Below are 25,725 nucleotides of genomic sequence, written 5' to 3' on the forward strand. Positions count from 1 at the left end.
ACTGAGCAAAATAACAGTAGATGTTAAGTCTTTGGAAATATAATTATGATTAAAGTTGTAAGAAATATCACACAATTTTGTGTATTGGCTTCAGCCGTATCATTGCTTGGTTGTGGGGGCGATGTTGCCACCAATACTGATGCAAGCAAGGTTGACCCGCAGCAGCCAGTTACTGATTGGCAGTTAGTATGGAGTGATGAATTTGATGGTACTGCAATTGATACCAATAAATGGACTCATGAAGTCAATTGCCAAGGTGGCGGTAACAATGAAAAACAATGTTACACCGACAGTAGCGACAATGCTTTTGTCAGTGATGGCATTCTAAATATTGTTGCATTACCTGCCTCAGATGGGGCTGAGCAACCTTATACGTCTGCACGTATTATTACCAAAAACAAAGCGGATTTTACTTATGGTAGGTTTGAGGTAAAAGCAAAACTACCCAGCGGCCAAGGCAGTTGGCCGGCCTTTTGGATGTTACCCACGGATGAAACTTACGGTGGTTGGCCAAAATCGGGTGAAATCGATATTCTTGAAGCGGTTAACTTGAAAACAACTAATGCCGAAGGCGTTATCGAAAACAATATTCACGGTACACTCCACTATGGCAAAGCATGGCCTGATAATGCACATTCAGGAAAATCCTACAGTTTACCTGAGGGGATAAACCCTGCTGATGACTTCCATACTTACGCGATTGAATGGCAACAAGGTGAAATTCGTTGGTATGTTGATGACTACTTATATGCCACACAACGTCAATCGCAAGTGCGCTATAACAGTAAAGACGTGGCAGTTGGCCTAGCCCACCAAGGTTGGTTTGCAGAATACTATGATGCTGTAACGGGTGAGTTAACTACCCATTGGGATGCAGCGCCTTTTGATCAACAGTTTTTTATGATTTTAAACTTTGCCGTCGGGGGGGATTGGCCGGAAAATGTCAATAACCTAGGCATTGATGCATCAGCATTTGAGCATGGACAAACCTTTGAAATTGATTATGTGCGTGTTTATCAATGTAATCAAAATCCTGATACGGGTAAAGGTTGTGACACTGTTCGAGGTGGTTACGATAGTCTTGACGATGCCTTGGTAGAGGGTGCAGCGCCAATTCCTAAGCTACCATCAGTTGCTGTTCCACAAAGCCTGAGCATTTTTACTGGTGCGATTAATCCAAATTGGCCAGCATGGGATTGTTGTGGTGGTTCAACACCTGTAGTTGTTGAAGATACTGATCAAGGTAATGTAATGCAGTTTTCTGTGGGTGCATCACCAACCGTCAATGGTTTTATTTCAAGAGAGGGTAATATAACCGACCCCGTTGGTGTAGCAAGCCCTTTTGATGCTTCTCCAGCAATAGCAACAGGCTCTATTCGTTTTGATATGAAGGTCAGCTCAATGCCAAATGATGCCAGCGCAGCTTGGTTATTCAAAATAGAAAGCTCTGACGGTGCTACGGCAGCTGAAATGTCTTTATCTGAGAGTTCAGAAGGCATTTTACCAGCAGCGGAAGAATGGCAAACCTACACTTTTCCGCTGAAGATGTTAGCTGATGCTGGTTTAGATCTAAGTGCAATTGACGTCATTATGGTATTTCCAGCATGGGGAGCAGGTGAGGGGGCGGTGTATAGCATCACTAATGTAGAAATTGATTCAGGCGTTAATACTTCTTCTCCAGAAGTTGTCCTTTTTGATGATGCAGAAAACCCAAGTTGGCCTATGTGGGATTGTTGTGGTGGTTCAACGCCTGTTGTTGCAACGGATGAAGATGATGCTCATGGCGCAGTGGCTGAATTTGCTATTGGCGCAAGTCCAACGGTGATGGGGTTTATTTCTAGAGAAGGTAATACCGAACAGCCCGCTCCTTTTGATGCCTCGAGTATTTTGTCTAATGGTGTGGTGCAATTTGACATGAAAGTTACCTCAATGCCAAATGATACCAGCGCAGCGTGGTTATTTAAAATTGAAGCAGCGGGTGGCGATACAGCAGTAGAGTTGCCATTATCAGAGAGTGTTGAGGGTGTCGCGCCTACAGCAGGGGAATGGCAAACGTACACCTACAATTTGTCTGATTTAGCTAATGCCGGTTTAGATGTTAGCGCTATTGATGTGCTCATGATTTTCCCTGCATGGGGCGCTGGAGAAGGTGCTATTTATCGAGTTGATAATGCCAAGGTTTATGATCCTAATGCATCAGACAGCTTTAGCGGTGATGTGTTGTTTGCTGAGCAAGTGAAGGAACAGTGGAGTATTTGGGACTGTTGTGGCGGTTCAACCCCAACCATAGAAAATGACGACACTGAGCATGGCGCTACTGCTGAGTTTGTTATTGGTGCTTCGCCAACAGTGATGGGTTTGTTAGCCGATGATGACGTGTATTTAGATGCCTCAAACTTACTGTCTAATGGGGTTGTTCAATTTGAAATGAAGGTTGTTAATGCACCTAATAATTCAGATGCTGCTTGGTTGTTTAAAATAGAGTCAGGTGATGCTTCTGCTGCGGTTGAGCTTGCTTTAAATGCTAGCCAAGAAGGAGTAGATCCTGTGGTTGGACAATGGCAAAGCTATACTTATTCATTACAAAGTCTATTTGATGCTGGTTTAGGAATTGATCAAATTGATGTCTTAATGGTTTTCCCTGCATGGGGAGCTGGTGAAGGAGCGGTATATCGCCTTGATAATGTGGTTATCAAAGCACCGTAATCACTCGTTATATAAACGTGTTATGCGGTACACATTTGTTCGGCAAGGTAGTACCGCTTTTCCAACTCATTATAAGAAAGTAGGGTAAACATGAAACAATTAAAATTCTCTAAAAAACGCTTAGCCTTGTATATTTCTGCAGCATTGACTGCAAGTCTAACTAGTACTATTTCTGCACAAGCTATTGAAGAAGTTAAAGAACAAGAAGATCAAGTTGAAGTCATTGAGGTTAGAGGTATAAAAGGCAGCTTAACCCGAGCAATGAATTTAAAACGGGATATGTCTGGGGTCGTTGATGCGATTTCCTCTGAAGAAATGGGCAAATTTCCAGATACCAACTTGGCTGAATCGTTACAGCGCATCACTGGGGTGTCTGTAAGTCGAAGTAATGGTGAAGGTAGTCAAATTACTGTACGTGGATTTGGGCCGGATTTTAACCTAGTAACCTTAAATGGCAGACAAATGCCGGGTACGGGTAATAGTCGCTCGTTTAATTTTGAAAATTTAGCTGCAGAAGGTGTTTCCGCATTAGAAGTATATAAAACAGCTAGAGCTGAAAACCCAACCGGAGGCTTAGGCGCAACCGTCAATATTGTTACCACCAAGCCGCTCTCTAGCCCAGGTGAAAAATTATCAATATCGACTAAGGCGCTTTATGATACCTCTAATGAAGAAGGCGATGATATTACGCCAGAGTTCTCTGCTTTATATTCAAACACCTTTGCTGATGAAAGCTTAGGTTTTGCCTTTGCCTTTAATCATCAACGACGAGATTTTCAGCAACAAAGCGCAGGAATACAGGGGTGGCAAGCCAATGTTGCTTTGCCTAGTAATTTAGATGCAGCCAATGTTATCGACCCTAGGCCACTTGATGACGAGGGAAACCGCATAGGTGATCATTTTTTTCCTCGTGACATGAACTACACCATAGCTAACACCCAGCGGGAAAGAACCAACGGCTATGTAGTTGTACAATATGCGCCCATCGATGATCTTATTCTAACCTTTGATTATACCGGCTCAAAAGCAGTTACAGGAACAAACTCCATAGGGTGGGGGATGTGGAATGATTATGGAGGTAATATCAATGGCTATGAACTAGATGAAAATGGTACGGTTGTTTACGCTGATATTAGTGGCAATGACGGTTCATTTAGTGCTAATCGTGATACCACCGAAGTGGCAGCAAAATCGATTGGTTTCAACCTAGATTGGATGGTCAATGACACCTTATCGCTTACTTTAGATTATCATAACTCTAGCAATGAAGCGGATAATGGCAAAGATAAGGGGATGGATAGCGCGGGTTCGTTAGTTTTAGGCTCTGACCAACTTAATACTAAGTTTTACGACTATAGAACGGGTGAGGTGCCACATGCTGAAATACTCTGGAATAACGGTACAAATGAATTGGCAGCTAGTGAAATTGATTCACATTTTAGTCAATTTATCCACTCGCCAGGCAAAGCTGAAGTTGAGCAATTACAACTTGATGGTGCATGGGATAATGATGTTTTTGATATACCGCTAGTTGATATTAAGTTTGGTATTGCCCGTACCGAGCAAAACATTAGTGGTTCGAGCGCTTGGAGTGGATTAATTGGTGGATTCTTATTTAACCCTTCTTATACGGCAATGTTGCCCGATGGCATGTTTACCCGCCACGATACCAGCGACTTCTTAGGAGCCTTTGATGGTGGAGGAAGCTCGTTAGATCCGCATTACTATTACACGTTTGATTTTGATGAGCTGGTTGCTAGATCAGAAGCATTTCTTACCAATGATGTTCTTGGTGGTGATGACTATTTCGCTACCACTGCCTACCATGACATGGGGACACAGTCAGCTGGCTCAGTAGCAGAAGACACCACTAGCCTTTACCTACAAACCGCTTGGGAATTTGATGTCGCTGATTTTCCAGTACAGTTAAATGTGGGTGTGCGTTATGAAGAAACAAAAGTCACCAGTAATGTATTACAACCTGTACCCACCGCTGTGTGGTGGAAAGGTGGCAGTGAATGGCATACCCAATATTTACCCGGTGAAAATAACTTTTTAGCCCTAACCGGTGAACATGATGTCTTTTTGCCGATGTTCGATCTCAAAGTTGATATTACCGATGAGGTAGTTGGCCGTGTTTCTTGGGGTAAAACCATTGCTAGAGCGCCATTAGGAGATTTAGCCGGTGGACGAAGTCTTTCAGGAAGCCCCAAAATTGGCTCGCGCAATGGCAGTGAAGGCAATACTAATCTACAACCTTATGAGTCAACAAACTTTGACTTAAGCCTTGAATATTATTACGACGAGGGCAGCTATGCTGCACTTGGCTATTTCAGAAAAGATGTTAAAAACTTTATTGGTAGTCAAATTGTTTCAACTACCATTGAAGGCTTTAATGATGTTTATTTAGGGCCACGTTGGCAGCAAGCTATTAGTGATATTGAAGGGCGAGGTGAACAAGCTACCAATGATGCTATTTTTGCGCAAATACAAGCTAATGGTTCAACACTAAATGAACAAGGCTATTTAACACCAAATGCAGACGACCCATTGATGACTTGGGATATCAAACGTCCGTTTAATGCCTCTGACAACAAAACAGTTGATGGTTTTGAACTTGCTGTTCAGCACCTGTTTGGAGACACCGGCTTTGGTGTTGGGGTTAATGCGACTTTTGTAGATGGTGATGTTGAATTTGATGTGAATAGTTTAGATCAACAAACCCCATTAACGGGCTTAAGTGACTCAGCTAACTTCCAAGCTTTTTATGAAAAAGATGGTTTGTCAGTCAAAGTTACTTATGCCTGGCGAGATGAGTACTTGATTGGTGTTGGACAGGATCAAGGTTCATCAGACAACCCACCACAATTTGCTAAAGCTTTTGGTCAGTGGGATATGAGCGTTAATTATGATGTTAATGAACGATTCACTGTATTCGTTGAGGGCATCAACCTTAATAACGAAACGGAGCAAGGCTTTGGACGTTATGAAAGACAGTTTTTATTTGCACGCGAATATGGTCCTCGCTACAGCTTAGGAGCTAGATATAGCTTTTAATCGGTAGAAAAAATAACGCTGGCTACTTGAGCAGCGTTAAGTTTTTCGCTTTATGCAAAATAAAGAGGTTAGTGCGATGTTGAATCACTAGCCGCCTTTATTGCACTCATTCAACGTACGTTATAGGAGTTCACCCTCATGGCTGGAGCTTCGTTCACTTTAGAACAACAAAATAGTCAAAACAAAGGTATAAACAATACCAATCAATTTGCATTAATTTCATTAACTTCGCTATTTTTTATGTGGGGTTTTATTACCTGCTTAAATGACATTCTTATACCTCACCTAAAAGCAATTTTTGACTTAAGTTATACCCAGTCAATGTTGGTGCAATTTTGCTTTTTTGGTGCTTACTTTTTAGTCTCACTTCCTGCAGGGCGAGTAGTAAAAAAAGTAGGATATCAAAAGGGTATAGTGACTGGTTTAGTCATTGCAGCGCTAGGATGTTTGCTTTTTTATCCTGCGGCATCTCTGCATAGTTACAACTTTTTCTTACTTGCTCTGTTTGTACTCGCGAGTGGCATTACCGTGCTACAAGTGTCTGCTAACCCTTATGTCACCTTGTTAGGGCCTGCAAAATCGGCATCATCACGATTAACCATGACCCAAGCATTTAATTCCCTCGGCACTACAGTTGCCCCTTATTTAGGGGCACTACTTATTTTAAATGAAGCGGCAAGTTCTATGTCTGAATCAGCATCTGCTGACAGTGTCAAAGTACCTTATTTAATATTAACAGCCATGTTGCTAATACTAGCGGCAATATTTTCTTTTTTAAAACTGCCTCATATTGAAAGTGCTGAAGCTATTGATGAAGAAAAACTTGATGGCTCTGCTTGGCAATATCGTCACTTGGTTTTAGGTGCTATTGGCATTTTTGTTTATGTTGGCGCGGAAGTGTCCATTGGTAGCTTCTTAGTGAGTTTTTTAGGAGAGGCTGATATAGCAGGACTAGTTGAATCTGAGGCGGCAACCTATTTAACCTACTATTGGGGCGGAGCTATGCTCGGACGATTTATTGGTGCAGCAGTGATGCAAAAAATTAATGCCGAAAAAGCGCTTGCCTTTAATGCGGTGCTAGCGGCTATTTTGGTGGGTGTAGCTATTGTTGGCACAGGCAGTATTGCAATGTGGGCAATTTTGCTGGTCGGGCTATGTAACTCTATTATGTTTCCTACGATTTTTAGTTTAGCGTTAAAAGGGCTTGGCAAGCATACCAGTCAAGGTGCAGGTATTTTGTGCTTAGCTATTGTCGGTGGCGCTATTATTCCGTTATTACAAGGTATGTTGGCGGATAGTTTAACCATTCAAATCGCTTTTATTCTTCCTTTGTTTTGCTATGTATATATTGCTTTTTATGGCGTTAGCGGCTGTAAAGCTAACGACAACCCGATAGTGAACCTAACGACTCAAACGAGACAATCATGATGTATTCTATTTTTAAACCCCGCGCACTGTTGATGGTGCTTTTGCCTATCGTTACATTTAGTTGCAGTCAGGCAGAGCATGTGGCTGTTGACCCAAGCAAAAATAGCCGGGTGCATAATCAAACGATATGGCCGCAACTCACTATTGATGTTAAAAAAGATCCAGTGATTGAGTCAAAAATTGTTGAAATATTGTCTACCATGACTCTAGAGCAAAAAGTTGCACAAATGATCCAACCAGAAATTAGGGATATAAGCCCTGAAGATATGCGCCAATACGGGTTTGGCTCATATCTCAATGGTGGTGGGGCTTTTCCTAATAATAATAAACATGCCACTCCTCAAGACTGGATACATTTAGCTGAGCAAATGTATCAAGCATCTATTGATGACTCACTTGATGGCAGCACAATTCCGACTATGTGGGGCACAGATGCAGTACACGGGCACAACAATGTGATTGGCGCAACCTTGTTTCCACACAACATTGGTTTAGGTGCTGCGAATAACCCGGAGTTACTTGAAAAAATTGCTGAAATAACAGCAACAGAGGTCATGGTAACCGGTATAGATTGGGTGTTTGCCCCAACCGTTGCGACGGTTAGAGATGATCGTTGGGGGCGAGCTTATGAAGGCTACTCAGAAGATCCCGAGATTGTAAAAACTTACGCAACAGCAATTGTTCTTGGTTTACAGGGCATGGCAGGAAAAGACTTTCTCGGTGATGATCGTGTTATTAGTACCGTAAAACACTTTATCGGTGATGGCGGTACACAAGGTGGTGATGATCAAGGTAATAATATTGATGATGAACAAACATTGTTTGAACTTCATGCCCAAGGCTACGTCGGTGGCTTAACGGCGGGCGCACAATCTGTGATGGCCTCATTTAATCGTTGGCAAGGTGAAAAAATCCACGGCAGCCAGTACTTGTTAACCACAGTGTTAAAAGAACAAATGGGTTTTGATGGTTTTGTGGTTGGTGACTGGAATGGTCATGGACAAGTACAAGGTTGCTCTAATGAGAGTTGCCCGCAATCGGTCAATGCTGGTTTAGATATTTTTATGGTACCGACGGATGCTTGGAAGCCGTTGTATGAAAATACCATTGCGCAAGTAAAAAGTGGTGTAATTGCACAATCTCGTATTGATGACGCAGTAAGCCGAATTTTACGAGTAAAGTTAAGAGCAGGTCTATTTGATAAACCTAGTCCAGCTAAACGACAATTTTCAGGGAAAACACAATTAATTGGCAGTGAAGCCCATCGTAAAGTAGCCAAACAAGCAGTGCGCGAATCATTAGTATTATTGAAAAACAAGGCGAACTTACTGCCGCTATCACCTAAACAGAAGTTTTTAATCGCGGGAGATGCCGCAAATAATATTGGCAAGCAATCAGGCGGTTGGACGATCACATGGCAGGGCACTAATAATCAAAACAGTGACTTTCCTGGTGGTAGCTCTATTTTTGATGGTTTTGCTGAGCAAATAACGGCAGCCGGTGGGCAAATAGAGCTTAATGAAAAAGGACTGTTTACTGAGCAACCAGATGTGGCAATTGTGGTTTTTGGTGAGGAGCCTTACGCAGAAGGCCAAGGTGATAGAGATCATTTAGCCTATCAGGCAAGCCATAAGTCAGATCTTGCCTTATTAAAGCGCTTCAAAGCCCAAGGAATTCCGGTTGTTTCACTATTTATTAGTGGTAGACCAATGTGGGTAAATGCGGAGTTAAACGCCAGTGATGCTTTTGTTGCGGCATGGTTACCTGGCTCTGAAGGTAAAGCAGTTGCTGAGGTAATATTGAAAGATGGAGAAAACCAAATTCAACATAACTTTACCGGCAAACTTTCGTTTTCTTGGCCACGCACACCTGAACAAACCGTTAATCGATTTGATAAAGACTATCAGCCGTTATTACCTTATGGCTTTGGCTTGCGTTATGGGGATAAAAATACCTTACCAGATAATTTGGCTGAAGATTTTACCTTCAGCCAAAGTAGCCAAACAGACTTGCCAATTTTTGCGGGTACCCCAATGAAACCATGGCAACTTATATTATGGTCAGGTAAGCAAAAAAAGGCTATTGAATCTAATAGTGCATCGTTACCGGGTATTGTGTACCGAACCGTTGATAAAGAAGTTCAAGAAGACGCTTTTAGAGTACAGCTAACAGGAAAACATAAGGCTGGCATTCAATTTTCAGCACCTTCGGGAGAAACTGCTGATTTAGCGATGACGCCAATTATGTCTTCAGCATTAGTGTTCACTGTTAAAAGAGAAAGTGATATTGCTGCGCCGGTGATAGTATCGATGTTGTGTGGCAAAACAGCGGGAGAGCAAAAAAGCTGTCAGGCCAGTATTGACATTGCTCAAAAGCTTTCACAGTTACCTAAAAATGAGTGGCATGAGCTTTCTGTGGCGTTAAGCTGTTTTGAACAAGCTGGTATTCGGTTTGATAAGTTGGCAACACCTTTTGCATTAACATCAAGTGCTCCGGTGACGCTTTCACTCAGTGATGTCTATTTTTCGGCTAATTCTGCTGACATCGCAACAGTGCAGTGTCATTAAAATAAGTGATGGGTACGGTGATATTGCTCACTGTACCATAGCGATGTAATCGTTTAACTGACCATTGCCGAGTGTTATTTTAATATCATCATATTGGTATTTTCCCATGAACGCTAAGCCCATGGGCGATTGTGGCGTGATCACTGTGATCTGCAGTTTGGCTAATTGGCAGCGAAAACCGCCTGCTGCAGGACCAATAAAAAACCAGTGTTGCGCTTGGCTGTCTGCATTAAGTTGTACTAGTGCAGATAAAGCGATTGCTTTGTCTTCATCAAAAGCCAATAAGTTTAATGTTTGGTAACTATAAATTGCCTTTTGTAATTCTTGAACGCGCTTTGACTGCCCCTCAGCAAGGTAGCTTGCTTCAATCGCGAGCGTATCATATTGCGTTTCTGCAACACTTTGATCATCAACCGCAGCGGCATGGGCCTCGTTCGCTGCACTAATGGCTTGATTTAAGGCCTGTTGAAGATCGCTGATGATTAATTCAACTAGTGCTTGTTTGTTAATAGTCATTGGCTGGAGCTTATCCTAATTATTTGTTCGCCACTTTCAAAGATTCTACTACTATTAGTGATTAAGTGGTGAGTGCTATTTGATTAATATTCACTTCAACTTTTTTAGCTTTTTTATACATCTAGCAATAATAACCTAAGGTAGATGAAGAATTAAGATGAACCTATCTGACAGGTGTCAAAATTAACTTGTGTTTTTGAAATTTTTTGCGTAAATTAACGACAACTTACTAACTGGTTAGACCAATAGGACTTGATATGACAACATCAAACAAGCACTTTCCTCACTTATTAGCGCCCCTTGACCTAGGCTTTACTCAATTAGCCAATCGTACATTGATGGGGTCAATGCATACCGGCCTTGAAGAAGAGCGCGGTGGTTTTGCCAAACTGGCGGCCTTTTATGAAGAGCGTGCTAAAGGAGGCGTTGGCCTTATTGTCACTGGCGGTGTTAGCCCTAATAAGCGTGGTAGAATTGCCCCTTTTGGTAGTGAATTGAGCCATTTTTGGCATGTAAATAAACATAAGCAAGTCACCAGCGCTGTACATAAATATCCAACGAAGATCTGCTTGCAGCTTTTACATACCGGGCGATATGCGTATCACCCGTTTAGTGTTGGCCCAAGTAAAGTTAAATCACCCATTACGCCATTTACCCCTAAAGCAATGTCGAATAGACAAATTGAAGGCACGATTAAAGATTATGCCCATTCAGCTAATTTGGCTGCCAAAGCGGGTTATGATGGTGTTGAAATTATGGGCAGTGAAGGTTATTTAATAAACCAATTTGCTTGTGTGCGAACCAATCAGCGTACTGATCAATGGGGCGGTAGTATTGAAAATCGCATGCGTTTGGCCATAGAAACCATCAAAGCGGTACGTGCTAAGGTTGGCGAAAAATTTATTATTATCTTCCGCTTATCCATGTTGGATTTGGTCGAAGGCGGTAATAGCTGGGATGACGTAGTGACGATGGCAAAAGCCGTAGAGCAAGCAGGAGCAACATTAATTAATACCGGCATTGGTTGGCATGAAGCACGTGTGCCAACCATAGTTACCTCAGTTCCAAGAGCCGCATTTACTTGGGTTACTGAGCGAATGAAAAAAGAAGTATCCATTCCGCTTATAACCACAAACCGTATTAATACCCCTGAAGTTGCGGAACAAATTCTGGCCTCGGGTCAGGCAGATATGGTGTCAATGGCGCGACCATTCCTAGCCGATGCTGACTTTGTTAACAAGGCAGCAGAGAATAAGTCGGATCAGATCAATACCTGTATTGCGTGTAACCAGGCTTGCTTAGATCATGTGTTTCAGCAAAAGCGCGCCTCTTGTTTAGTGAACCCAAGAGCATGTTATGAAACAGAGTTAAATTTTGTTAAAGCTAAAAAAACAAAAAAATTAGCGGTAATAGGCGCGGGACCTGCAGGGTTAGCATTTAGTGTCTACGCTGCAGAGCGTGGTCATCATGTTGAGCTGTTTGATAAAACAGCAGAAATAGGTGGTCAGTTTAATGTAGCTAAACAAATACCAGGCAAAGAAGAGTTTTATGAAACCATTCGTTACTTCAATAAACAGCTGGCTTTGCATAATGTTAAGGTAAATTTAAATAGTGAACAAAGTGCTGAAAGTTTACTCGCTGCGGGTTTTGATGATGTGGTGCTAGCAACAGGGATTAAACCCAGAAAACTTGATATTGAAGGCATTGAGCATCCTAAAGTATTGAGCTATTTACAGGTATTACGAGAAAAAGTAACTGTTGGTGAAAAGGTTGCCATTATTGGTGCTGGCGGCATAGGGTTTGATGTGGCGTCATACTTAGTTGAGTCTGGTGAGTCACTGTCTGTGAATCAAGAAGCATGGTTAAAACATTGGGGTGTGGATAAATCTTATCAGCATACTGGTGCTTTGGACTCAGAAAAATTATTTGAGAAAGCACCTAGCGATCGTCAAATTACATTATTACAACGTAAAACCACTAAGGTAGGTAAAGGCTTAGGTAAAACTTCGGGCTGGGTACATCGAGCGAATTTAGCTAAACATAATGTCAATATGATCCCTGGAGTGAGCTATAAGTCGGTATCTGATCAAGGACTGTTAATTGAGGTCGCGGGCAAAGAGCAATTACTTGATGTCGACAATGTGATTATTTGCGCCGGACAAGAGCCAAACCGTGATTTACAACAAGCGCTTGAGCAAGGCGGTGTAAGCGTTCACTTAATTGGTGGAGCCAATGTGGCGGCCGAGCTTGATGCTAAACGAGCTATACGTCAAGCGGCAGAATTAGCAATGGTGATTTAATTCACTAAAGGATATGTGTTGAAACCAGCATAAAGGCTACTGAGTTACTCTTTACCACTGATACTACCTTTGTAGACAAGAACAAAACAAAAACAGGGAAGTTTTTAGTGCTATTAATGGTTTCTATATATACCCAAGTAAGTGAGCGTTTGTTACAACTTGTGACAACAATTAGCAAAATTTACTTTAGAAAAATATAAACTGACGTATACTGCTGCAAACGCCTTTATAGTTATTAACCCAGTTTGACTTTTGAAATGAAAAATTTAGTAGTTAGCAGCGAAGATATCGATGTATTCTCTACGCCCAAACAATATAAACAACAATTATTAACCTTAATTGCTCAAGCTAACCACCGTATTTACATTACTGCGCTTTATTTGCAAGATGATGAGGCGGGTAGAGAAATACTCCATGCGCTTTATCAGGCGAAAGCAAAAAAGCCTGATTTAGAGATTAATATTTTTGTTGATTTTCATCGTGCTCAACGTGGGTTAATTGGCGAAAAACAAAGTTTAGGGAATCGAGCCTTATACCTTGCTGCAGCGGCGCAATACCAACAAAAAATTGCTGTTTATGGTATTGGCGTTAAGCGTAAAGAGTTGTTTGGCGTGTTGCATTTAAAAGGTATGGTTTTTGATGATGTACTGTTTTACACCGGTGCAAGCATTAATGATATTTATATGCAGCAAGAGAGCCGCTATCGCCTAGATAGATATTACCAAATTAGTAACTCCTCATTGGCAAGCAGTTTTTGCCTGTATTTACAGCAATTTTTTATCGACTCAAATTTAGCGCCGTTACTTAACGAAGTGGAGCTGCCAGCACCAGAGCAGCAAAAACAGAATATTATAGCCCTTAAAGCGTTATTGAAAAAATCAGCTTATCATATGCACTTTGAAGGGCATGATAAAAAATCGAGTGTGGTGGCTAACCCTATCAGCATTTTGCCACTCATTGGTTATGGTCGTCGAAGAAACAAACTTAACGGTGTGATTCGCAAAGTAATAAAAAGCAGTCAACAGCAGTTACTGATTTTTACTCCTTACTTTAATTTACCGCCGGTGTTAGCACGAGATATTGTTAATGCGTTAAAGCGTGGCGTTCATATTACTTTAGTGGTGGGCGATAAAACCGCCAACGATTTTTATATTGCTGACCAAGCTAATTTTAGTACCATTGGTATAGTGCCGTATATTTATGAAATGTTGCTTAAACGTTTTGTTAAGCGCTACCAAGGTTTTATTGATAAAGGTTTACTCAATATTCACTTATGGCGTGATAAAGATAATAGCTTTCACCTTAAAGGTATTATCAGTGATGAGCGTTATCATCTATTAACAGGAAGTAACTTAAACCCACGGGCATGGGCTTTAGACTTAGAAAATGGTTTGTTGCTTGATGATGCTGCTCAAGGTTTAATGGCAAAAGTAGCCCCTGAGTTAAAGGCTATTATGCAACATACCGAAAAAATCAATCATTTTAGTGAACTTGAGGCAGTAAGTGATTACCCAGAAAAACCAAAGAAATTGTTAAATAAGATACGGTTTGCCCAAATTGACCGTATTTTAAAGCGTTTTCTTTAGTTTTATTCCAAAATAATGATATAGCTATTGTTTTTTTGCTGCGCTTACAATGGCGCGAACGTCTGCTAATAATGCTTTTGCATCATAAATAATGCCATCTTTTACGGTATAGTTTACCCCTCCAACGCGTGCCGGTTGATTATCGCTATTTAAGCGAAAATGGCCGGTGCCATAGAGCACTTTAAAGTTACGTAACGGGTTTTCATTTACGATAACCAAATCAGCTTTTTTACCAACACGAATAGAGCCAATATCATCAGCCATTCCTAACGCTTGTGCGCCATTAATAGTTGCAGCTTGTATTACTTCCAGCGCATTAAAACCAGCTTCACGTAACAGCTCTAATTCGCGAATATAGCTAAAACCATAAATTTTGAAGATATACCCTGAATCTGAGCCAGTAGTAACACGGCCACCATGGTTTTTGTATTCATTAACAAAACCCATCCATTGTTGATAGTTTTTCTTCCAGGCAATTTCATCATCAGTGGTCCAATCAAACCAGTACGATCCGTGTGCATAACGATTGGGTTGAAAGAAGTTCCATAAGGTTGGCAATGTGTACTCTTTGTGCCAATCAGCATTCATATCACGCATTAAGTCCCGACTTGCTTCATAAATGGTAAAGGTCGGGTCTAGGGTAAAATCAAGCGCTAATAATTCATCACGGACTTGTTGCCATTTTTCACTGCCTTGTTTGGCCGCTTGTAACCATAAACGGCCCGCTTCACCAAATCGGTCTTGCTCATTGTTATAGTTATAATCAGGGGAGTAATTTTGAATATGCTGATGTTCAAATAATGCCTCAGGTAAACCATACCAATGCTCCATAGTGGTTAAACCTAATCGAGCAGAATCTATAACATTCATGTTGGTAACATCAAGCTGTGCATGATGCATCATGCTGCCTAGGCCTTGTGATTTTGCTTCAGTTAACGCCGCTGCCATTATTTCAGGGGAAGCGCCAAAAAATTTAATGCCTTTAGCACCTTTTTTGGCAATAGATTTTACCCAGTTTCGTGCTTGCTTAGCAGTGGTAATGTGTTGATCACTGCCTAAGCCAAAACCAAAGTAAGGCACAATTCGCGGGGCTGCAATGGTATTGTTCTCACTGCGTTTAACATGATCCATTACCCATGGTATGCCATTAAAACTGCCTGGTTCGCGAACGGTGGTAATACCGTGAGCAAGCCATAGTTTAAACACATATTCGGCAGGAATATTGTCAGCACTACCACCAATATGGCCATGCATGTCAATAAAGCCGGGGAGCACATACTGGCCTTCAATATTTACTTCTTTATCACCTTTTTGGGCAACAGGGCGGCGAGTTGAAGTAATCGGCACACCGGGATTGCCAACATTAACAATTTGAGTGATGCGATCGTTTTCAATCACAATATCCATAGGGCCTCGAGCGGGCGCACCTTCTCCAGTGACTAAAATACCACCACGCAATATTAGTCGCTTATAAGGACCATTGCCTTCAGTGCGTGCTGGTGCAGCTTTATCACCTTTGGCCAATAGTGGTGATGAAGTTGCTACTAAACTTAGACATAAACACAGTAAGAGTAATTGTTTCATTGTTAGGATCTTTTATTTTTTGTATTAGTGACTGATTTTACCTCGAACTAAAGTTACTATAGCGGTATTAAGCCGATAAAAATAGAGATAAAATAGTTATGTTTACAGAAAACTTCATGCCCCGTTTTAGCGATACAGACGCGCTTGGCCATATTAATAATACTATAATTCCCGTATGGTTTGAGGGTGCAAGAGAGCCAATATTCAAGTTATTTATTCCTGACTTAGACCCGAAAAAATGGCAACTGATTATTGCTAAAATTGAGGTGTCTTATCATGGTCAATTATTTTATGGGCAAGCAGTTGAGGTACGCACATATATCAGCCGAATTGGCGGCGCATCTTTCGATGTTTACCAAGAAATTTGGCAGCATGGGCAAAAATGTGTTTCAGGTACTGCGGCTATGGTTAATTTTGATTATCAAGCACAGCAGTCTATGAAAATATCAGAAGAGATCCGCAGTGAATTAACAAAACACCTAGTACAAGAGTAATCATTTCAATTTTAGCTAATTCGATTAAAATCAATTAGCTAAAAATAAATAGCTCGGAAACGAAAAAAGCACTCGAATTTGATCGATTCTCCCTATAGAATTACTCTCTTAATTAAATTTTTAAAATCTAAGGCGCGGTGTTTGTTTATCAAGCAACTTGTTTTAGAAGTACACAATCAATAGGATTTTTCATGGCGGGTGTAAATAAAGTAATTATAGTAGGTAACTTAGGTAAAGATCCTGAGGTACGTTTTATGCCAAATGGCGGTGCAGTTGCCAATATCACTGTAGCAACGTCAGATTCATGGAAAGACAAACAAACCGGTGAACAAAAAGAGAAAACTGAATGGCACCGTGTCGTTATGTTTGGCAAACTTGCTGAAATTGCTGGTGAATATTTGAAAAAAGGTTCAAAAGTATATCTTGAAGGTTCATTACAAACACGTAAGTGGACCAACCAACAAGGCCAAGATCAATATACCACTGAAATTGTATTACAAGGCTATAATGGAGTCATGCAGATGTTAGATGGAAAATCATCTAATCAAGGCGGCTTCCAAGGTCAGCAAGCACCTCAACAGCAAGGTGGCTTCCAAGGTCAGCCTGCACAGCAACAGCAAGGTGGCTTCCAAGGTCAGCCTGCACAGCAACAACAGGCTTATAACAAACAGGCACCACAAGGTGGTTTTGCGCCTCAAGGGCAGCAAACACCGCAACAACAAGGTGGTTTTGGCCAGCAACAAGCGCCACAACAACAAGGTGGTTTTGGCCAACAACAAGCGCCACAACAAGGTGGTTTTTCACAGCAACCTCAACAGCAAGCACCTAAAGTGAACCCTCAAGAGCCATCAATTGATTTTGATGATGATATTCCGTTCTAGGAAACGGTTGTCTTTTTTGTAAAGACAAATTAAAGTAAATCATATAAGACCTCGTTATTACGGGGTTTTTTTATTTATCAGGTCAATACAATAGCTGACGGCACACGATAAATTGAGCAATTAATTAACTGAAAGTGGAATTTTGGTGCATAATTTAAGTAATCATACCTATTAATAATAAAAAGGAATAATAAGTTTGATCAGAGCTGCTTTTATATTGGCGTTGCTGTTTTTTCCTGATGCCATGGCGCAGGAGAAAAATGAAGACCCAATGGAATTAATCGTTGTCTATCCCAGACCGGAAGATGATTGGTTGTTTGGCTTTCACGATGCGATAAGTGATTCAGTTTATGGCACAGCATTATGGTTTGATAGTTTTTTTGCAAGTGATGAAATTGATGGCACCAATACAAAATCATCACTTAGAGTTCGCGTTGGCTGGGAGCCAAGGGCGAGAGATTTAAGTGTGTTTACGCAAAAATTTCGTTTACGTTTAAAGCTACCAAATTTAGAACAAAAAGTGGATTTTATTTTTTCTGATGAGTTGGATGACAATCAAACTGACAATGATTATCAAGGGGGAAACTTAACGTCTAACGGCGGTGATTCTTTAACTGCGGCAATTCGGTTAATTAATATTAGTAAACCTACTCGCTTTCTTGATAGCAGAGTGGGAATTTCTAGTGGCGATCTGTTTGCTAAAGTTAGGTTAAAGTTCCTCACTGACTTTTCTGAAAAACATATCTTTGAACTTCAGCCTTCGGTTTATTATTACTTAAAGGATGGCTTTGGACAGGGTTTACGTGCTGAATATAACTATAATTACTCAAAAGATCGGCAATTTCGAACTAATCTTAGGGTGAGGTTTTCTCAAGCCTTTGATGGCTATCGATGGAGTCAACAGAATTACTTACTACGCCAGATAGATAGGCGACAAGCCTCAGCTATTGGCTTTGTTATACAAGGTGAAGACAATAATGACCGTGGCTTTGTTGCTGATAATTATAAGTTAAGTTATCTCTATCGGGCCAATGCTTATCGCAAGTGGCTATTTTTTGAAATTGAGCCGTTTCTAGAGTGGCCTGAGAAGGAGGGCTATTCTACCACTCCTGGAATTGCTCTTAGAGTCGAGGGATATTTCAATAAAGATTAGAGTGTTTCACTTTTTTGATGTTTTAAACGAGCACCTTGAGATGGCTTGGGTATAGATAGATATTAATCATTTTTTTCTTGAGCTTGCTCTTTTAATTTAGCTTGTTCAATACGCCATTTTTGTAACTCAGCATAATAATGATCCCAAACACAAGGGTTACATGCACCTCCACCACAGCAGTCATCGTCAGCAGGAGGGTGTGGCTTTTCTAATGGTTTATTCATAGCTTAATCTCGTTGATTGGTTTAGCTGTTTAATATCTATATGAGTAAATTTACGCCCAACTCGGCGCGTAATCAACTGGATATTAACGTAATTGAAATAAAAAAGCTCTGCAACTGCAAAGCTTTTAATATCATCTTTTTGTATATCACAATAGTGCCGTTAACTACTCAGATTCAGATAATTTTTTCTCTAAATAGTGAATGTTAGCGCCACCATTGACAAACCCTTGATCGTCAAGAATGTCTTTGTGTAAAGTGATATTGGTATTAATACCGTCAACCACTAACTCAGACAATGCATTGCGCATACGAGCAATAGCGACATCACGGTTATCACCCCAAGTAATTAATTTACCAATCATAGAATCATAATGAGGTGGTACCACATAATCTGCATAAACATGAGAATCCCAACGTACACCTAAACCACCAGGGGAGTGGAACCGAGTAATTTTACCTGGCGATGGTATGAATGTTCGAGGATGTTCAGCATTGATGCGACACTCGATTGAATGACCTGAAATTTTAATATCATCTTGGGTATACGATAATGGCTGACCAGCGGCAACTCTTAGCTGTTCTTTAATTAAGTCAACCCCAGTGATCATTTCAGTGACCGGGTGCTCAACTTGAATTCGCGTATTCATTTCAATAAAGTAGAATTCGCCGTTTTCATATAAAAACTCAAACGTGCCCGCACCACGGTAATTAATTTCAATACAAGCATTACAACAACGCTCACCAATTTTAGCGCGCATTTCAGGTGTAATACCTGGAGCAGGAGCTTCTTCAACGACTTTTTGATGGCGACGTTGCATAGAGCAATCACGTTCACCTAGATGAATTGCAGCACCTTGACCATCAGCAATAATTTGTATTTCAACATGGCGAGGATTTTCAAGGAATTTCTCCATATATACCATGTCGTTTTTAAAGATAGTACCGGCTTCTTTTTTAGTTAACGCGATAGACTCTACTAATTCTTCTTCAGAACGAACTACGCGCATACCGCGGCCACCACCGCCACCAGCGGCTTTAACTATTACCGGGTAACCTATACGTTTAGCATGAGCCTTGTTCACTGCTTCGTCGTCAGTTAAAGGACCATCAGAGCCTGGCACACAAGGAACCCCAGCAGTTTTCATTGCTTGAATGGCCGCAACTTTGTCACCCATGATGCGGATGCTTTCTGCTTTAGGACCGATAAAGGCAAAACCAGACTTTTCAACCTGCTCGGCAAAGTCAGCATTTTCAGCTAAAAAACCATACCCTGGATGAATAGCAACAGAGTTAGTGACTTCTGCTGCTGTGATAATAGCAGGTGCGTTTAAGTAACTATCTAGCGCTGAAGGACCGCCAATACAGATGGTTTCATCAGCTAATAATACGTGTTTTAAGTTTTTGTCAGCCGTTGAATGTACGGCAACAGTTTTAATGCCAAGCTCTTTACAAGCGCGTAGTATTCTTAAGGCAATTTCGCCACGGTTGGCGATAACAACTTTATCTAACATGGAATGACCCTTTTTGGTTGGGCTTATTCAATGATGAATAGCGGTTGATCAAATTCAATAGCATCTTCGTTTTGCGCTAGAATTTCTTTGATAACACCTGATTTGTCGGCTTCAATTTGGTTCATCATTTTCATTGCTTCAACAATACACAAGGTGTCTCCAGCATTTACGTGTTGGCCAACGTCAACAAAGGCAGGTGAATCAGGTGAAGCAGAAGCATAGAAAGTGCCAACCATAGGAGAGCGAACGGTATGACCAGATACTACCGGTGCAGTTGGCGCTGAAACTGGTGCAGAAGCTTCTGCAGGGGCTGCAATAGGTGAAGCAGTTGCAGCAACAGGGGCTGCATGCATAACCGGTGCAGCGGCTACTGCGCCACGGCTAATGCGAACTGATTCTTCACCTTCAGAAATTTCTAGTTCATTGATCCCTGATTCTTCTACTAATTCGATCAGTTTTTTTATTTTGCGAATATCCATTGTAATACCTTATGTTCGTTTTGCTTAAAATATAAACCAATTAATGATTTTTCATTAATTGCTAATGTTTGCTTTTCTGTTGTTCAAATAGGTTTTTGCGCTATCAAGTGCAAAGCTATATCCTTGCGTACCTAGGCCACAAATCACACCTTTAGCAACATCAGATAAATAAGAGTGATGTCTAAATTTTTCCCGAGCATGCACATTTGATAAATGCACTTCAATAAAGGGAATTGCTACAGACAATAACGCGTCTCGAATAGCAACACTGGTATGGGTGAAGGCCGCAGGGTTTATAATAATAAAATCAATTTCTTGATAAGCTTGATGTATTGCATCAATTAACTCGTGCTCAGCATTTGATTGTAAATGAGTCAGCTCAATGTTTTGCTGTTGAGCTTGCTCAGTTAACTTCTCAACTAATTGACCTAATGTTTGTGCGCCGTATATTTCAGGCTCACGCTTGCCTAACATATTTAAATTAGGGCCATTTAACAATAAAACTTTAAACTTTGTGGTCATCTTCGTCAAAAATACCGGTAAAATGTAATTACTTATTATGATTGCATAAAATAATGATGCTGTGAATCAAAAACTGCTTATTTTTTGATATTGGCGATTATTATAGTGTTTTCGCAGAATATAGCAGCAAAATACTGGTCTAATCTCTTTGATTGCTATAAAAACTGGATTTTCTATAAATCATTTACTACAATCACCTAATAATTGAAGTTAATTAAGGTGCTGTTTTTTAAGGGGTTACACCTTTTCGGAGTGTTTGGTAAAGCAGTTGATATCTAAGTTATTGTTGTAATTCAAATAGCTAGCTTAGTATTTATAGAATTTATGCGGCGGGAGTTATGCAACTTGAGTGCTGTTAAAAGCGTTAAGTAGCAGCTAATTTTTTATCGAGAAACATTAAGCTTTATTTAATATTTTCAGTAAGCTATAGTTCGCTTTATCGATAAATCGTCACTTACCATTCATGTATAATCGTCTCACTGAATCTTTGGTAAATGCTTAACCGTTTTTAATAAAATGGGGTTAGGTGGAAAAGGACAGCATTATCAAAAAAATATATTTACTCTGGTTGTTTATAGTTTTGGGAATTGCTAGTTCAACGGTTTATGCTGTTGAGGTGATTATGCACCCTTCTGTGAAAGAGTCAGTATTAACAACCTCCCAATTAAGGCGCATTTACACCATGCGACAAATACATTGGGCTGATGGCAGCAGAATTACTGTCTATACATTACCAAGAAAACATGTGCTGCATTTACACTTTAGTAAAGAGCGTTTGCAAATGTTTCCCTATCAACTTGATCGCATCTGGAATAAACTCACCTACTCGGGCTTAGGTGTTGCACCAATTACTGTAAATTCGCCACAAGAGCTGATCGATGCCATCAAAAATACCCCTGGTGCTATTGGTTATGTCGACAACGTCAAGGATGAGGAGTCTGTGCGTGTTATTACAATTACAGATTAAAATGGTAAATATCCCAATGAAAAGGTTGTTTCTGACAATACTCATAACAACATTGTGTGTTTTTTCTGTTACTGGTAAAGCGGTAGAGCAACAATTACAGCTTCATGGTTTTGCAGCGCAAGGTTTGATTGATGTTCATGGAAGTGACTTTGTTAATGACGACGGTGCTTTAACCTCCAAACTTACTGAAGTTGGTATTAATGCCTCTTATCAATTAAACAATAACTTACGTTTAGCCGGACAAGTTGTTTACCTTAATGGGGGAAATCGCTACGCAGAAGGTGTGCGTGTTGATTATGCATTGTTAGATTGGGCGGCATATGACAGTCCAGCATGGCGTGCCAATATTTATTTAGGCAGGTTTAAAAATAACCATTGGTTATACTCCAGTTCTAGAGATATTCCGTTTGCTCGCCCGAGTATTATTTTACCGCAATCGGTATATTTTGATGGCTTTAGAGATTTTGCTGTTGGTGGCGATGGCGCGGCAATAAAAATTAGTCACAATAATGATGATTATGGCAATTTTGATGTAAACTTTAGTTACGGTGCCTCTCCTATTACAGATAAACAAGCTAATATCATTTTAAGCGAGTTTGCTAAAGGTGAAGTTAAGCAAGATACCGATATACAGGCAAGTATTTACTGGCAACCTGCTTTCTCACCGTGGCGCTTTGGTGCGTCTTATTTAGACTCAGACTTCAGCTATCAAGCCAATGATAACAGCGATCGTTTTTTTGATGGTGGTTTTTCTTTTCAATTTTATACTGTTAATGCATTATATGAAGGAGAGCGTTGGGAATTTAGTGGTGAGGTTTATCAAGAGCGATTTATCACTAAAGGCTTTTACCATCCATTGCATTTTAAAAAGCCGGTTGGTCAAGGGGCGTATCTGCAATCACGGTATAAACTTAGTGATGAATTAACGTTATTAGCTCGCTATGAGCGTTTTTACAGTGATAAAAATGATAAAAAAGGCAAGAAGTTTGAAGCTGAAAGTGGTGGACTTGTTCCTGGGTATTTTGTATATCACCGAGATGCTACCCTTGGATTATCGTATGATTTTACCAGTAACTTAAGGTTGAGCTTTGAATATCATTGGATTCAAGGGGCAGGTAGGTTAACCCCTGTTGTTCTTCCTAATCCACAAATGAATAATAATAAAAACTGGCAACTATGGGCGATGCATTTAATGTATTGGTTTTAATAAGGACGTGTACTAATGACAAAAAAATTTATTAGTGTTCCAACCAAACTCTTAATGCTGATAGTTTCTACGTTATTGCTTTTGGCGATTGGTTTTTCTGCGCTGTCCTTATCGCGATTGCAAGATGAATACAAACAGTTTCAACAACATACGTTAGATCAAGGACAAGCACAATTTGTGCTACACAGCGATATTTTACGCTCTAAGCTCAATGTTTGGATTGAGTCATTTGCTGAGATCACCCAGTTTTCTCAACAAGATAATTTTACTGTGTTTACTGAACAGCTAAAAAACCAATTTGATGGTTTGCAGTTTAACCTTAATGTAGAAAATGTCTGGTTAGTGGATGCTAAAAAAAATACACTTTATATTACCTCAGTTATTCCTAGCGCGGTAAAAGAAAACATAGAACAAGTATTATTATATCAGCGGCCTTATCATCAAATTTATTGCCAACAACAATGTCAATTATTATTGAGTCTTCCTTTATTAAATAACCAAGGCGAAGTTGCTGTTATTACCATGAGCACTAGTCTTGTTGATATGTTGTATGCCATTAATACCTCGTTAAACAGTGATGTTGCGGTGATTAGTTTCCCTTTAGTAGCAAACGCCACTAACAATGATATTGATATTGTTTCATCATCTAATATGGGCTTAACCCAAGCACTTATTGATGCAAATAATGAATCGAATGTAGACATAGTACTTAAACAAGGGTTGCAGCTAGATCTCAATAGCCGTAGTTACTTAGTTAATATATTACCTCTTGCACAAAGTAGCCAACGGGCGTTTTACCTATCTTTAATTGATGATGTAACACAATTTAAAGAAAAAAATGCCCAATATAGACAACAGTTTTTAGTGTCACTGAGTGGTATTTTCTTACTATTAGGTTTTTTTGTTTATTTTGTCGCGAGGCCTTTTACCAAGCGTTTGTTACGGTTATCTGGAGCCTTGCCTTTGCTTGCTAGTAAAAAGTTTGACCAATTTAGGCAAGTAAAACTGCAAAGACCTATTCTATTTTCTGATGAATTAGACGTGTTAACGCATTCAGCATTAGAGTTGAGTTATGAGTTAGAGCAACTCAATATTGAAGTCGAACAAAAAACCAAAGAACTTGAAAACATTGCAATGTATGACCTGCTAACAGGCTTACCCAATCGCAATATGTTGAATTATCAATTGCGTAAGTCAATATCAAATATTGGTCGTTTCCCCGGTGGTGTTGCGGTTTTATTTTTAGATTTAGATGATTTTAAAAAGGTAAATGATAGTAACGGCCATACCGAAGGTGACAAACTACTGATTCAGGCAGCAGAACGAGTGCGTTTAAGTGTTGGTAAAATTGATTTAGCCTGTCGCTTTGGTGGTGATGAATTTGTTGTGGTGTTGGGTAACTTACAATCAGTTAACGAAGCGGTGACTGTTGCTGAGCAGTTGCTAACCCAATTTAAAGAGCCGATAAGGCTTGGCTCTAGTATTTTCTATGTCTCCACCAGTATTGGTATTTCGTATACTGAATCAGCCGATGAAAAAGCCGAAGATCTAATTTCACATGCCGATATTGCTATGTATGAAGCTAAAGATAATGGTGGCGGACAATACCATGTTTATTATCAAGCGATGTACCAACGTGTGGCTCATAAAGTCATGCTTGAAGGCGAAGTGCGTCAAGCGCTTGCCAAACAACAGTTTAGCTTAAGCCTGCAACCGCAATTACGGGCAGATAATAAAAAACTTTATGGCTTTGAAGCACTACTTCGTTGGCAGCATCCTGAGCGCGGTATGATATCTCCTGAAGATTTTATTCCGATCTTAGAAAACTCTCAGCATATGATAGAGCTTGGCTACTGGATTATTCATCGTTGCTTTGAATTAGCGGTGTTGATTAAAGAGCAAGGGTTGTCGGATATTAAAATAGCGATTAATTTATCTGCTGGGCAGTTTATCGATGTTAATTTACCTAGCTACTTACAAAGTTTATTGAAAAAGTTTTCATTAACAGCGCAAGATTTTGAATTGGAGCTTACTGAGCAAACGTTAGTTAAAGACATTGAACACACAATTACTATGATGGACAGCCTTAAAGTGATGGGCTTTAGTTTTGCCATTGATGATTTTGGTACCGGATATTCCTCGTTGGCGTACCTTAAAAAGATGCCGATTGATGTTATAAAAATTGATAAAAGCTTTGTGTTTGGTATGTTAGAAAATCATTCTGACTACCAAATTATTATGTCGACTATTGCTATGGTGAAGAATTTAGATTTAATTGTTGTTGCTGAAGGCGTAGAAACTGCTGCACAGTTGCGCAGCTTAACTGAGAACGGATGTAATATAATTCAAGGATATTATTTTTCAAAACCAGTGCCAGAAGTTGAATTAATTGAATTTATCACAACGCATATTCATGACGGGCATTGGAAAACACAGGTTGATAAAGCCTCAATAGATTAACGCATCAACAACAAAGCTTTTGAATATTATTAAGCTATATTGTTGATGCTTGGCTGGGGTCTAACTAATTATTACCGTTAAAG

At 40.1% G+C, this 25,725-nt stretch carries 18 protein-coding genes; 12 read left to right on the plus strand and 6 right to left on the minus strand.

Translation table 11 applies throughout. The features are described 5' to 3' along the window. Positions 1–45 precede the first annotated feature (45 nt). The 4 genes from ABXG98_RS06295 to ABXG98_RS06310 all read left to right on the plus strand — a co-directional run bounded on the left by ABXG98_RS06295 (position 46) and on the right by ABXG98_RS06310 (position 9,758). Positions 46–2,706 carry a family 16 glycosylhydrolase gene (locus ABXG98_RS06295; protein WP_353537843.1) on the plus strand — a complete coding sequence of 887 codons (2,661 nt, stop codon included), beginning with the start codon at positions 46–48 and terminating at the stop codon, positions 2,704–2,706. A 90-nt stretch (positions 2,707–2,796) separates the two neighbouring features. Continuing rightward, positions 2,797–5,763 (plus strand): TonB-dependent receptor, encoded by a 2,967-nt coding sequence (locus ABXG98_RS06300; RefSeq protein WP_353537844.1) that lies wholly within the window; start codon positions 2,797–2,799, stop codon positions 5,761–5,763. 138 nt (positions 5,764–5,901) lie between these two features. Beyond that, a complete protein-coding gene (locus ABXG98_RS06305) occupies positions 5,902–7,191 on the plus strand; it encodes a sugar MFS transporter (RefSeq protein WP_502901540.1) in 1,290 nt (429 codons plus the stop codon). Further along, positions 7,191–9,758: a glycoside hydrolase family 3 protein gene (locus ABXG98_RS06310; RefSeq protein WP_502901544.1), complete on the plus strand. Its 2,568-nt coding sequence runs from the start codon at positions 7,191–7,193 to the stop codon at positions 9,756–9,758. The genes ABXG98_RS06305 and ABXG98_RS06310 overlap by 1 nt, the downstream gene beginning before the upstream one ends. A 27-nt stretch (positions 9,759–9,785) precedes the next feature. Here ABXG98_RS06310 and ABXG98_RS06315 read toward each other — a convergent pair whose 3' ends face one another. Further along, positions 9,786–10,274: a hypothetical protein gene (locus ABXG98_RS06315; RefSeq protein ID WP_353537846.1), complete on the minus strand. Its 489-nt coding sequence runs from the start codon at positions 10,272–10,274 to the stop codon at positions 9,786–9,788. Positions 10,275–10,531: 257 nt separating this feature from the next. Between ABXG98_RS06315 and ABXG98_RS06320 the strand changes: the two genes are divergently transcribed. Both ABXG98_RS06320 and pssA read left to right on the plus strand, forming a co-directional pair. Further along, positions 10,532–12,574 (plus strand): oxidoreductase, encoded by a 2,043-nt coding sequence (locus tag ABXG98_RS06320; protein WP_353537847.1) that lies wholly within the window; start codon positions 10,532–10,534, stop codon positions 12,572–12,574. Positions 12,575–12,831: 257 nt separating this feature from the next. Continuing rightward, positions 12,832–14,160 (plus strand): CDP-diacylglycerol--serine O-phosphatidyltransferase, encoded by a 1,329-nt coding sequence (gene pssA, locus ABXG98_RS06325; RefSeq protein WP_353537848.1) that lies wholly within the window; start codon positions 12,832–12,834, stop codon positions 14,158–14,160. A 24-nt stretch (positions 14,161–14,184) separates the two neighbouring features. Here pssA and ABXG98_RS06330 read toward each other — a convergent pair whose 3' ends face one another. Next, positions 14,185–15,744 carry an amidohydrolase family protein gene (locus ABXG98_RS06330; RefSeq protein WP_353537849.1) on the minus strand — a complete coding sequence of 520 codons (1,560 nt, stop codon included), beginning with the start codon at positions 15,742–15,744 and terminating at the stop codon, positions 14,185–14,187. Between the two features lie 98 nt (positions 15,745–15,842). On the opposite strand from ABXG98_RS06330, the gene ABXG98_RS06335 reads away from it, so the two are divergent. From ABXG98_RS06335 to ABXG98_RS06345, 3 genes are all read left to right on the plus strand, one after another. After that, positions 15,843–16,238 carry an acyl-CoA thioesterase gene (locus ABXG98_RS06335; RefSeq protein ID WP_353537850.1) on the plus strand — a complete coding sequence of 132 codons (396 nt, stop codon included), beginning with the start codon at positions 15,843–15,845 and terminating at the stop codon, positions 16,236–16,238. Positions 16,239–16,429: 191 nt separating this feature from the next. After that, on the plus strand, positions 16,430–17,119 hold the full coding sequence (ssb, locus tag ABXG98_RS06340; protein WP_353537851.1) for a single-stranded DNA-binding protein: 690 nt from the start codon (positions 16,430–16,432) through the stop codon (positions 17,117–17,119). 196 nt (positions 17,120–17,315) lie between these two features. Then, the gene (locus ABXG98_RS06345; protein WP_353537852.1) at positions 17,316–18,272 is read left to right on the plus strand and encodes a hypothetical protein; all 957 of its coding nucleotides are present in this window, start codon (positions 17,316–17,318) and stop codon (positions 18,270–18,272) included. Between the two features lie 62 nt (positions 18,273–18,334). Here the strand turns inward: ABXG98_RS06345 and ABXG98_RS06350 are convergent, their stop codons facing one another. The 4 genes from ABXG98_RS06350 to aroQ form a co-directional block, all read right to left on the minus strand. Further along, entirely contained in the window at positions 18,335–18,496 is a 162-nt protein-coding gene (locus ABXG98_RS06350) for an oxidoreductase-like domain-containing protein (RefSeq protein ID WP_353537853.1), read from the minus strand. Positions 18,497–18,660: 164 nt separating this feature from the next. Continuing rightward, a complete protein-coding gene (accC, locus tag ABXG98_RS06355) occupies positions 18,661–20,007 on the minus strand; it encodes an acetyl-CoA carboxylase biotin carboxylase subunit (protein ID WP_353537854.1) in 1,347 nt (448 codons plus the stop codon). 23 nt (positions 20,008–20,030) lie between these two features. Next, complete coding sequence (accB, locus tag ABXG98_RS06360) at positions 20,031–20,486, minus strand: acetyl-CoA carboxylase biotin carboxyl carrier protein (protein WP_353537855.1); 456 nt, start codon at positions 20,484–20,486, stop codon at positions 20,031–20,033. A gap of 54 nt (positions 20,487–20,540) precedes the next feature. Continuing rightward, positions 20,541–21,008, minus strand: coding sequence for a type II 3-dehydroquinate dehydratase (aroQ, locus tag ABXG98_RS06365; RefSeq protein WP_353537856.1), 468 nt, complete (start codon positions 21,006–21,008; stop codon positions 20,541–20,543). Between the two features lie 526 nt (positions 21,009–21,534). Here aroQ and ABXG98_RS06370 point away from each other — a divergent pair. The 3 genes from ABXG98_RS06370 to ABXG98_RS06380 are packed head-to-tail and all read left to right on the plus strand — an operon-like array spanning position 21,535 to position 25,642. After that, positions 21,535–21,975, plus strand: a complete 441-nt coding sequence (locus ABXG98_RS06370) for a type 2 periplasmic-binding domain-containing protein (RefSeq protein WP_353537857.1) — start codon at positions 21,535–21,537, stop codon at positions 21,973–21,975. 16 nt (positions 21,976–21,991) lie between these two features. Further along, positions 21,992–23,182: a hypothetical protein gene (locus tag ABXG98_RS06375; RefSeq protein ID WP_353537858.1), complete on the plus strand. Its 1,191-nt coding sequence runs from the start codon at positions 21,992–21,994 to the stop codon at positions 23,180–23,182. A gap of 15 nt (positions 23,183–23,197) precedes the next feature. After that, a complete protein-coding gene (locus ABXG98_RS06380; protein ID WP_353537859.1) occupies positions 23,198–25,642 on the plus strand; it encodes a putative bifunctional diguanylate cyclase/phosphodiesterase in 2,445 nt (814 codons plus the stop codon). Positions 25,643–25,725 lie beyond the last annotated feature (83 nt).

The sequence above is a fragment of the Colwellia sp. KU-HH00111 genome (genome assembly GCF_040362745.1).
GTDB lineage: Bacteria > Pseudomonadota > Gammaproteobacteria > Enterobacterales > Alteromonadaceae > Colwellia.